General features: G+C 38.8%; 12 protein-coding genes. 2 read left to right on the forward strand and 10 right to left on the reverse strand.

Annotation, left to right across the window (positions count from 1 at the left end; all coding sequences use genetic code 11):
• Positions 1-181: 181 nt before the first annotated feature.
• A complete protein-coding gene (locus tag ACUVXA_RS10510; RefSeq protein ID WP_445871214.1) occupies positions 182-916 on the reverse strand; it encodes a hypothetical protein in 735 nt (244 codons plus the stop codon).
• Positions 917-1112: 196 nt separating this feature from the next.
• On the opposite strand from ACUVXA_RS10510, the gene ACUVXA_RS10515 reads away from it, so the two are divergent.
• Positions 1113-2150: a M42 family metallopeptidase gene (locus tag ACUVXA_RS10515; protein ID WP_445871215.1), complete on the forward strand. Its 1038-nt coding sequence runs from the start codon at positions 1113-1115 to the stop codon at positions 2148-2150.
• Between the two features lie 55 nt (positions 2151-2205).
• Here the strand turns inward: ACUVXA_RS10515 and ACUVXA_RS10520 are convergent, their stop codons facing one another.
• From ACUVXA_RS10520 to ACUVXA_RS10555, 8 genes are all read right to left on the reverse strand, one after another.
• The gene (locus tag ACUVXA_RS10520) at positions 2206-2499 is read right to left on the reverse strand and encodes a TIGR04076 family protein (RefSeq protein WP_445871216.1); all 294 of its coding nucleotides are present in this window, start codon (positions 2497-2499) and stop codon (positions 2206-2208) included.
• Positions 2500-2623: 124 nt separating this feature from the next.
• Entirely contained in the window at positions 2624-3538 is a 915-nt protein-coding gene (locus ACUVXA_RS10525) for an amidohydrolase family protein (protein WP_445871217.1), read from the reverse strand.
• 61 nt (positions 3539-3599) lie between these two features.
• Positions 3600-4943, reverse strand: coding sequence for a phenylacetate--CoA ligase family protein (locus ACUVXA_RS10530; protein WP_445871218.1), 1344 nt, complete (start codon positions 4941-4943; stop codon positions 3600-3602).
• A 13-nt stretch (positions 4944-4956) separates the two neighbouring features.
• The gene (locus ACUVXA_RS10535) at positions 4957-5994 is read right to left on the reverse strand and encodes a phenylacetate--CoA ligase family protein (protein WP_445871219.1); all 1038 of its coding nucleotides are present in this window, start codon (positions 5992-5994) and stop codon (positions 4957-4959) included.
• A gap of 184 nt (positions 5995-6178) precedes the next feature.
• Positions 6179-6688: a GNAT family N-acetyltransferase gene (locus tag ACUVXA_RS10540; RefSeq protein WP_445871220.1), complete on the reverse strand. Its 510-nt coding sequence runs from the start codon at positions 6686-6688 to the stop codon at positions 6179-6181.
• Between the two features lie 17 nt (positions 6689-6705).
• Entirely contained in the window at positions 6706-7251 is a 546-nt protein-coding gene (locus ACUVXA_RS10545; protein WP_445871221.1) for a GNAT family N-acetyltransferase, read from the reverse strand.
• A gap of 200 nt (positions 7252-7451) precedes the next feature.
• Positions 7452-8195, reverse strand: a complete 744-nt coding sequence (locus tag ACUVXA_RS10550; RefSeq protein ID WP_445871222.1) for a TraB/GumN family protein — start codon at positions 8193-8195, stop codon at positions 7452-7454.
• Between the two features lie 47 nt (positions 8196-8242).
• Complete coding sequence (locus ACUVXA_RS10555) at positions 8243-8824, reverse strand: Hsp20/alpha crystallin family protein (RefSeq protein ID WP_445871223.1); 582 nt, start codon at positions 8822-8824, stop codon at positions 8243-8245.
• A 207-nt stretch (positions 8825-9031) separates the two neighbouring features.
• Here ACUVXA_RS10555 and ACUVXA_RS10560 point away from each other — a divergent pair, with 207 nt between their 5' ends.
• Complete coding sequence (locus ACUVXA_RS10560) at positions 9032-9763, forward strand: RAD55 family ATPase (RefSeq protein ID WP_445871224.1); 732 nt, start codon at positions 9032-9034, stop codon at positions 9761-9763.
• Positions 9764-9852: 89 nt separating this feature from the next.
• Here ACUVXA_RS10560 and ACUVXA_RS10565 read toward each other — a convergent pair whose 3' ends face one another.
• A complete protein-coding gene (locus ACUVXA_RS10565) occupies positions 9853-10251 on the reverse strand; it encodes a hypothetical protein (RefSeq protein WP_445871225.1) in 399 nt (132 codons plus the stop codon).
• Positions 10252-10625 lie beyond the last annotated feature (374 nt).

Raw genomic sequence — 10625 nt, forward strand, 5'->3', positions numbered from 1 at the left:
TCTCTCCACTATAAGGGTATCCCTACCCCCAAAAACTCATTTTCAAATACTGTAGTTTAGAAAATATCAGAAAAAAATAATAATTTATAATAGACTACATAGCTTTTAGTCTTGTAAAGAAATACGAAAATTAGTCGTCTTAAATATTGCAAGGTTTATGGAGCGGGGTTGAGCTTATTTATTATTTCGTAATTTTTTTCTTCTGTTCTTGGATTTCCCTGATTTTCTTTTCGTATTTTTCCTTTAATTTTTGGTACATGTTAAGATCTATTTTTCCACTCATCCAGCGTTGTTTTAATTCCTCTAGTATGATTTTAGTTGCTTCTTCCTGGCTTTCTAAATCTTTTAAAAGCTCCGCTTTCTCGTCGACTATAATTTCTTCTTCGATTTTTTCCACTTTAGTCTCAGGGATTATTGTTGGCTTGTACCGGGCTCGGGTTTCCTCCAATTCTTCTTTTAATTCGTCTAATTGCTGCTCCGCCTCGGTTACTCGGTACCGAGTATCCTCCTCAATTTCGGATATTCCGGTTATTTCTTCAGGTTCCTCCCTCTCTTCCTCCTCTATTTCCCAACGATAAATCCCTTCGGTCTCAGTTTCATCCTCTTCCACGGGTATTCTTATTCCATATTTTGTGGTGGCGGTTTCACGCTTTGTGTAACTTTCGGGACTATACGGACGCCGATATTCTTGGGGGCGCCTTTGCGTCTGGGTTGGAGGCTCGTATCTTACAGGTCTTCTACCTTGGGGTACTCGTGGATGTGGGGCTTTACTGCTTGATTCTAATGCACAGAATACTGCTAATCCCAAAAAGAGTATAGCAAATGCAAGCGGCCAGAAGAAAAACAAGGACACTATAAATCCTAATATGGTTAAACATAAAACTACGCCCGCTCCAGAACTCCTTCCACTACCCATAACAATCCCTAGGAAATATTTATTGCAATACCCATAAAACTCTTTTTCTTAAGGCATAGTCGAGTGAAATAGTAACTAATTTATAAATAGTAGATTGTAAACAGGAATTAACCATAATACGTTTCGAATAGATTATTTGGAAAGTAATTTTTAAAGTACGTGATTTTTACAAAGTGAATCTGAGAGCTGAATGATTATGAGTGAACTACTACCGCTAATTGAAGAACTAATAACTACACCCGGAGTATCGGGTTTTGAGTATGAAATAGCTCAATTGATTGTTTCTAAGATTGAGGATTATGTGGATGAGGTTAAGATCGACCGGTTGGGAAATGTTTTAGCGAGGAAAAAAGGGAAGGGGCCAACAAGAGTCCTTATTGACGCACACATGGATGAGGTGGGGCTAGTTGTTAAAGCCATTGACGATAAGGGTTTCATAAGATTCGAGGTTTTGGGAGGACTAGACAGCAGGGTTCTCCCAGCTCAGAGAGTGATCATTCACACCAAGAAAGGAGACATTAATGGTACCATAGGCTTTATACCACCCCATTTTACTACGGGTAAGGAGCGAGAGAAGGTGATTTCAGCTGAGAACTTATTCATCGATATCGGGGCGTCAAGTAGGGAGGAAGTGGTCGAGTCTGGTGTCAGCATAATAGATCCTATAACCCTTAAACGTGGCTTAGACAAGTTATTAGGAACACGTATCTGTGGTAAGGCTTTCGACGATAGAATAGGCTGCCTAGTAGCAATAGAATGCATAAAAAACCTAAAGGACCGAGAACTCCAATCAGACCTACTTTACTCTTTTAGTGTGGAAGAAGAGAGGGGGCTACGAGGAGCAGTGGTTTCCGCATACAGTTTAAAACCTGAAATCGCTTTTCCAGTTGACAGCACCAGCGCCGCAGATTTTCCAGGCGTAAAACCCTACACCACAACAATAGAATTAGGAAAAGGCCCCGTCATCCGAGCAGTAGATGTGAGATTTGTTTCCAACAGACAACCAAGAGAAATGCTCATAAAAACTGCTGAAAAACTTAAAATCCCCCACCAAGTAGCGGTGGCAATGGGCTCCACAAACGGAGCGGCAATACAACTCTCACGTGAAGGAGTAGCCACTTGCCCCCTATGCGTCCCGGTAAGATACACCCACTCACCAGTAGAAATAGTGGACCTAAAAGACATAGAAAACACTATAAAACTACTAACAGAAACAATTAGAACCATAACCTGAAAAATAATTTTTTTCAAAACTGGACTTAAAAAAGGAAGAAAGTGTTGGGAAAAATTTAAGTCACTTTCTCTCTCTTGATTTCAAAAATTACAGTGCCACCGCCACCATATTCCGGCCCCGGATCTATACATTGTATGTACTGGGTTTCTGCACTCATCCAGTCGTCCTTGGGTAAGTCCTTGGACAAGGCGGGAAAGAGGGGAATCAAACTAGCCAGCGCGTAGACGCAGAGGCTTTTAGCGGTGTCAAGAGAGAGAACTTGTCCTTCGTCAACCACAAAACGGTCTCCCACATTATGAATTCCACAGTGACCCTTAACCTCCTTAACAGTAACTACAACACGATACACCTCTATTTCACCTCCAATATAAAACATACTTTAGTCTGTTATTATTGTTTTTTTTTAACTAATAGATGTAGCGCTAAAAAAAGAGAGTAAAAAATAGTGTTAGTATTAGGTTGGCAATTTTTTATTAGAATCCAAAAAGACGCTCTGAATTCTTGTGCAGCCACTTTTCTTTCACCGAATCCTTAAGGGGAAGCTTTTTCACCTCTTCGATACAGAGTTCAAAAGGCATAAGTGGCCACGATGTTCCGAAAAGTACTCTATCTTGGAAAAGGCTGTTACCATAAGTTATTAAAGGCTCCCAACCAGTACCAGGCATACCAATATACCTAGGATTCATAGTAGTAATATCTGTGTAAACATTTGGACGTCGCCAGAGCACACCCATTAACTCGGTTACCCAGGGCCAACCTCCGTGTCCCGCGATAAACCTTAATTCTGGAAAATCTAAACATACTCTATCCAAGTATAGGGGTCGACCGAGATCCATTCTTCTGATGTGAGACCAGCTCATCGAGGTGTGCAGCCAGACTATCATGTCCAGTTCGTCGCACTTGGAGTATATCGGATAGTACTTTTTGCTGCTGGAATAAATATTATGAATGAAGGGCCTCATTGCTATGCCGATTAAGCCATCGTCATAAGCTTTCTGAACCTGTTCCACCGCTTTTTTACCCTTATGGGGATCAGCACCGCCGAATCCCTTAAACTTGTCCGGATACTCCCTCACCAGCCCTGCTATGTGATCGTTTAGAACTGGTTTCCCAGTGTTTGTTTCCTCATCCATGGCAAAAAGAACGCAGTGATCAATATCTAAGTTGTCCAGCATCTCCACGAACTTGTCCATGGGCATAACCAAGTCCTCAATCTTGAATGGAAACTCAATTTTTCCCACATCATCGATGTTTCTTGGCATCTCAAAGTCTTCTCCCAAATACCGTTTACCAAACAGTATCAAGTAGCCGTATTGCACTCGAGGTAGCTCTAGATTATATTTTAATGATTCTAAGGTTGGGGGAAAAACCAAGTTATCTATAACCACAACCTCCACATCCCTTAAAAAAATAGAGTTTTGAATAATTCTAGTTTTTTCTTTTTTATTATCATTGTTGTTTGGTTAGATCCTCTATTCGTACAATCTTATGGGTTACTTTATCCATTGAGGGCATTACAACTTGACCCCATTCAATCTCGGAATCCACACCTAATTTGTCTTTAATTCGCTGCTGTAGACGTTGCTTGAGTTCCTTGCGGTCCTTTGTCTTTTTCCGGTCAAACTCGGCCACAATCTTTAACTTATCCATTTTATCCGCATACTTTTGAATCTTAAAGATAGCTTCCTCGGTCTCCGGGAACTCCTCAAAAACCATACGCACATCAAAAGGTACAACGGTCTTACCTGCTACCTTAATCTGCCAATCCGCACGTTCAATAATGGTGACCCGGGGATGAGTTCTTCCACAAACGCAGGGGTCATAGTACATATCAACCAGGTCCTCCATATCAAATCTAATGTATGGAGTGCCCTTCGTTGCAATATTTGTGGTCACCTGTTCTCCACGCTCTGCCCCCGGAATCAACTCTCGTGTTTCGGGATCGATAAGCTCTGAGAAAACAAAGTCCTCCCAAAGATGTCCTCCATTACACTCCGGATAACAGCTATCCACAGGCCATACCTGAGACTCGCCACCACCAGCGTAGAAATGCACCTCCGCATTTGGGAAAGCCCGCTCCTTAAGCCTCTGCCTATTTAAAGGTGTTAAGACCTCAGCAGAAATCAGAATCTTTTTAATACCAGAGAAAAGCTCGGTAGGCTCATCACCCATATTAACCGCTTCTTGAATCATAAGCTGGGTAAAAGTCGCTGGCAAAACCAAAAAATCAGGTTTAAAGTACTTTGCTAAAAGCGCAGCCCGTCTAGCAAAAGGCCCAATACTCGCTCCTATTACCAGGACCTGCTTAACACCCATCCGAGTACAAGCAATAACCAGATTCTGCGGTGACCAGTGCCAGTTTCCGAATTGTTGGATTACTTTGGTTCCGGGGCGAAAGCCGGTTGCCCAAAATGATCGGGATAAGTTCTCTATATGTATAATTAAGTCTTCCCTAGTTCTTCCCCCAAATGTTGGGATTCCAGAGGTACCTGTGGATACCCAAATCATTAGCTTACCTGGATCAACACAGTTTACACCCCCAAAGGGGCTTTCCGTTGTAACGTCTCTTCTAATATCATCCTTTTGGATTATGGGTATTCTTTTTTGATAATCTTCAAAGGATTTTATATCCTCAGGAGTTATCCCGGCTTGGCTGTATAGCTGGTGGTAGAATTTAGAATTTTTATAGACATATTCTACTTGTGAAATCAGTTTTTTTAACTGGAGGTGTTTTAGTTCATCCTTAGGCATGGTTTCTATGGTGGGGTTCCAATATTGAGTATAACTTTCCACTTTTTGTTTCCTCCTATTCGTTATATTTTGGGGGGATTATTCGGGCGTGGGTTCTTCCACAGGAGCACTTCTCTAAGCTCAGTGTAATTTCGATATCTGTTTGGTATCTTATTAATGGTGTGGCTTCTGCAAAGAGATTGGTTATGGTGAGCATTCCTTTTTGTCCGGGTTCTAGTGGACTTCCGGTATCCTTCTCCGTTGCTTCGACTATGAATCCGTCTTCCCAGAGGTGTAATCCTTGGTGTTCTGAACAATCCATAGCATAGAATAAATTATCTTGTATGTCCAGCATTGAGTATATTTCTGCGTCCCACTTATCTTTTAGAGTTTTTCTCTCCGCTGCGCTCGGCGTATCCTTGTTTTCTCTCACAATTATTTGTTTATAGTTTATTTCCTTGGGGTTGCTGTTTTCTTTGTTTAGGATGTCTTCCATGAACATTAAGGCCGCTTTGTTGGTGTAAACAGCGCTGGGTTTGAAGAATCTAGCCGTCTGTATGGTTCTCGCCATGTCAACAATAATGATTTCTAATGGTATTACATTAAGTTCAAGTATTTCACCCACATTGGGCGGTGTTGCAGCCCCAAACATCGGGGAGAAATAGGCGAAGTTTAAAGGTTCCCATCCGTTACACTGAACCTGAATTGTATCTCCGTTTTTAATTCCAATCATTATACTTTGTCTGATTAGATGTTCCACTACAGTCGAGTGGTCGGAGCTTGTTATTGCGGTGCCAATGGGTGCCTTTTTTATCGGGAATTCCGGCGGGCTTATAGGGTACAGGATTTTGTCCATTGGTACGCATATTCTGCCTCCAAACAGGTCCCCTGAGGCTTCGACATCCTCTTCCAGCTCTTCACGTGTAGTTACCGGGATTTGCTTAAGATCTTCTAGCTTATTGATTTTGCCCAATATCTTTTCTAGTTTTTTCTGATAAAATGAGGAGTTCCAGTACACGTGTCTTAGTTGAGCTCTAAGCTTCGACTCTTGAATACTTTTTATTTGTTTACGCTCAGCGAACTCTATTTGGTTCCAGAAGATTGACCTTATCATTTTTTATACCTCTATCCAAAAAATTGTCGAGCAGTTATTTTTATTGTGAAATTTTTGCATTTTAAAATTGTTTCCAGTTTATTCTCAACTAATAACAATGTAATATTTAATATTTACTAAAAAATAAAGAGTGAAAATTAACATTTCAAACTATTAAATTAAAGGGAACTGCTCCATTTTTCAGTTATTGTTCTATGACAATACCATAGATTTTAAAATTTAATTTTTTGTAGAGGCTCCTTGCAGGTTTATTATTTTCGTAAACTTTCATTTGAACTTCTTTTACTCCCTCTTTCTTAAATTTGTGTAGCAGGCTTAAAAGTAGAGTGGTTCCTATATAGAGTCTGCGATACTTGGGGGCGACTCCGAGCTGTACCGGTAGTCCAGTTGTTCCCCGTGATTCGAACATCAGAAAGCCAACCATTTCGCCATTATATTCAGCTATTAGTGTTTGCTCTAAGGGCCATTTTTCAGCAAATTCTCTTGTCATCGGTACAAAAGGATCAGGAGAGTGTCTTAGCGACTCGTTTACCAGGTTTACGTAGTCTGAAATATCTTCTTTTCTCATGTATCTTATTTTGACATATTTGTTTTCGGGAATTGGTGGTAGATTTTTCAGGTCATGTGACATGTAGTAATATACCTCACCTGCTTGTCCAAAATCCGTTCCGCTTTCACTTTGAGATTGAGACATTAAGTGTTTCTCCTATTTTATCTTTGGCCGAAAATTCCCGGGGGCATTCCGGATGAAACCATAGTCGTTCTTTCCACTTCCTTAAATCCCAATTTATCCTTTAATATAAATAGCGTTAGATCATTTTCTTCTAGAACCTCACAGGTGATTATTTCCACTTCTTTTGCTTTAAAACAATCTAAAATATGTTTTAAGAGGGCGGAACCTATTCCTTTCCGACGATATTTTTTAATCACCCCGAATTCTGCGATGTAACCCAGGCGCCCCTTTTTCGTGTTCGCTACAGCGCACAGTCCCATTCCAACTGGTTTTCCATCTAGTTCCGCAATGTATGAGCAGTCTGTGGTTACTTTATTTAAAAAGTCCGGCGATATTATTGCGAAGTCACGAAATTCTTTCATAGTTTCATTGTGTAATATTGCTAGTGTATTTGCATCGCTTTCCGGATTGTATTTTCTCACATAAACATCATTCGGAGCATTGATTTCCGGCATCTTTTCTATTTCCAGTTCTAGAGTCACATAAGTGAGCGTAACCGGACCCCAGCTCCACCAAGAGCTCATCGGGTTCTCCTCCTATTGTAGTATTTTAGGAGAATATTTCATAATAAAGTTTTGTTTTGAAAAAACAGAAAAAAGTAGAAAAGGTACTAAATAAAGATTTTTTCGATTAAAATTTTTAAATGAAAAAATTTCAAAAAGGAGTTATGGTAGAGAAAAGGTTTGTTAGAAATAGGGACGGACTTCAATCTTGAAAGAAGAAATTAGTCCACTCTTACCCTCCTTATTCGGTAAGGTGGTGTAAATCTTATTCCGTATCTTCTTATAGTATCAAAAGCTAGTTCAGGATTTCTTAGCATTTGTTTTAAGCCCGGAACATGTGCAGCCCCGGTCACTACTAAGATTTTAAAATCTTTTAAGCCCCTATCCAGATAACTTTGGATTATATAGTGAAGTCTTGCAGCCATTAGTGCGTTTCTCTGGTCTATGAGCACAGTCCATAGACTTGGGAAGGTTCTTTTCATTATCTCAGTATTGTTGTCAAAAATGTGCATTGCCTCTTCTTTGCGTCCCGCTTCCCAAAGTTGCAAACCCTGAGCCTCATTAGACTTTACGTATCTTGAAGCACTAAGCCAGTTTCTAACATCTCTATTTGTAGCATTTCGAATTATTCGGTGATGAATTTCTCTCTCATCCATATCAACTAGCCAGATGTCGGTGTCTTTGTTAACTAGGTGATCCGTAGAGATTATGAACTCACACTTGCGGTCGCAACTTCCTCTTCTTGGACAATTTAAGCATAGACGCTGCAGACTGTAATAGCGTAGTGGACAGAGCTCCAGTGCTACAGCGTCTGGCCGAAGCTCTTGTACCCTTTCCATAACTTCCATGATACTGGTTTTACTGAAATGGGCTGTTCCAATAAATTCCACGTATGGTAAGTATCCTGACTCTCTTTTCCTTTTCTCGAAATTTATAGGAACCTCGGTATCGGATAGTTCAGACATTAAAAAAATTTGACCTCCTTCCCAAATGAATTAAAAATGCATTAGCATTATTTTTTCTTTATTTTTATTTCGAGTATTCTGTTTCTGAAATCGGCTTTGACCTTATTGCAATCTACTTCGCAAGGTAATTGAATTACTTTATAGAACATTACTGGTGAGTCAACTCTTATTTCCAAATTTCTCTCAGTAAGATTGAGTTTGACATCGTCTTTATTTGCCGCAGGAACCTCCACCACGACCAACAACTCGTCTGGATTTTCTATTATATCAACTAATGTATCTTGACTTGTAACCTGAGTGGGAACTACAAAAGGTTTTTCTGGCCTGATTCTTTTTGGAGTTCTACGAAGAGGATCCGGTCTTTCTAATGGTACCGGCTCAGGGATATCAAAAAATACCGGATCTCGGTTCTCAAAATCTTGCTCATCTAAAGGCATATTAGAGTATTCATATCTTATGACGCCTTTGAAATTGGGTCCTTCAAATGGCATAGTAAAAGACTTTTCACCGACTTCTCCGGATTCCATGGTTTGTTGAACATATTCCATCATTCTCTGCACTATTTCGTCAAACCCGAACATGTCGTCGAATCCGAACATGTCCCAGAAACTTCTCCTTTTTCTTTCCATTTGTTTTACCTCTTATTTGTCTGATTTTTGTTCTTGGGCGAATATATTGTATGCCAATATATTTTTTTACTTGAGAGTATATAAACTTTCCTTATTGGGTAGTTACTTACCAATAAGGTAAGAAATGCAGGATAAAATAAATAAGCCTTATCAATCATTAAAAATTAAAGCGACCGAATCAGTCAGACCGAGCGGGGTAGAAAAAAGTTGCAGAATATAAAGATATTAAAGACAGAGATACCGGAATTAGACCAGCGCCTAGGTGGTGGAATACCATCCAACTCAATTGTTATACTCTCCTTTCAAACAGGTACAACTTTTATAGGGTTTACCGAGTGGCGAGTCTATAGGCAGCTGGAAAATCCGCACATTATATTGGTGAGCTTTAGTACTCCAGCATTGGAATTCGCCAAACGGGCTAACATTAGGTCAGTGATAAATAGTGAAAATACTAAACCTCGTGAAGAACTTTTCACTATTATTGATTGCTTTACCCAGGAAAGTGAGTCGATAAAAAAGATTGATTATGGTAGTGTCTATCAGTTGACTTATCCCTTTAGTATGGATAAATTATACTCTACTATGAAAAAAATTAGAGAGGGAATAGGTGAAAATAGGCAGGCTATTTGGGTTTTTGTTAGTTTAACTGATCTGAGTATAGGTGTTTCTGAGGAGGACTTGGCAAAGTTCTGCAGAAGGATATTTCGTCTTCATAAGAGCTGTAAAGATTTGGCTTTCTATCTCATGAACATGGAAGCGCATTCAGGGAAGTTTATAGCTGTAATTACCCAGTTATCGGATATTGTAATACATTTTAAAGTGGAGGAAAAAGAAGACAGATTGAAAAATTATTTGCAGGTAATTAAGGGAGTTTTTCCGATTGACACAAAAAAGTTATATTATGAGGCTAACAAAAATCGGGAAGCTATTTTCTACTAAAAATTTGTGAGTAACTCTGTTCCTCATCTTAATATGAGCCTTGAAAGTAAAATGGATTGATTTAGGATTCTGCATGTAAATTTATTTTATTAAAACTCGAAATCAATTTCTAAATCTTGCAAGTCTCTGATTTTTTTGATTATGCTTGCTATTTCTTTTAGCTCTCTTAGTAATAATTTACCGATTACTGAAAGCATGTATCCGTTACTTTCTTTGGATATCGCTCTAATGCGAAGCAAATCATCTAGACCTTGAGCTATGGTTTTTTGACTGTAACCGGATAATTCATGTAGTTTTGTAAAACTAATGGGATTTTTCTCAGATATTAAACGAATTATCTTGTAACGGGATTCGTTTGAAATGAGTCTAAATAGGGTTATAGCCGAATCTAAATCTTTGGTGGTTACGGATTTGGGGGTTATTTCCTCTTCCAGTATAATCCTTCCGTTTTTGGTTATAATTCTTAATTTTCTGATTCTTGTGCTCAACTTGAGATCCCATGTTAATTAAGGGGTTAGCTTATTTAAAAGTTTACTTATACTAAACTTACTTACCGAAAGAGTAAGGGAAACAAATTCTTGTGGAAAATAAATAATATAGAAGGATTAGCTTTTATTAGATATATATTTGAAAAATTTGGAGAAGGTAAGAGTATCAATTAAATATTAGATTTTCCTTTCGGGTTCAAAACATGATTATAAGGATTTCTTTATAATTTACTTATCGAAAAAATATTATTTATATCAAGTTTCAAGTTCAAAATTAAAAAATAAAATTTTTTAAAAACTTATAGAGTACATAATAGGTTCCTGGTCACTAAAACTTAACATATCTTTACATGGAGACATGGTAGGTTAGTTTT

The organism is Candidatus Jordarchaeum sp. (assembly GCF_052745115.1).

What these genes read in the sequence shown, in the direction of transcription:
- ACUVXA_RS10510 (WP_445871214.1), bottom strand. Translation starts at nt 916, where the DNA reads ATGGGTAGTGGAAGGAGTTCTGGAGCGGGCGTAGTTTTATGTTTAACC.
- ACUVXA_RS10515 (WP_445871215.1), top strand. Translation starts at nt 1,113, where the DNA reads ATGAGTGAACTACTACCGCTAATTGAAGAACTAATAACTACACCCGGA.
- ACUVXA_RS10535 (WP_445871219.1), bottom strand. Translation starts at nt 5,994, where the DNA reads ATGATAAGGTCAATCTTCTGGAACCAAATAGAGTTCGCTGAGCGTAAA.
- ACUVXA_RS10540 (WP_445871220.1), bottom strand. Translation starts at nt 6,688, where the DNA reads ATGTCTCAATCTCAAAGTGAAAGCGGAACGGATTTTGGACAAGCAGGT.
- ACUVXA_RS10545 (WP_445871221.1), bottom strand. Translation starts at nt 7,251, where the DNA reads ATGAGCTCTTGGTGGAGCTGGGGTCCGGTTACGCTCACTTATGTGACT.
- ACUVXA_RS10550 (WP_445871222.1), bottom strand. Translation starts at nt 8,195, where the DNA reads ATGTCTGAACTATCCGATACCGAGGTTCCTATAAATTTCGAGAAAAGG.
- ACUVXA_RS10555 (WP_445871223.1), bottom strand. Translation starts at nt 8,824, where the DNA reads ATGGAAAGAAAAAGGAGAAGTTTCTGGGACATGTTCGGATTCGACGAC.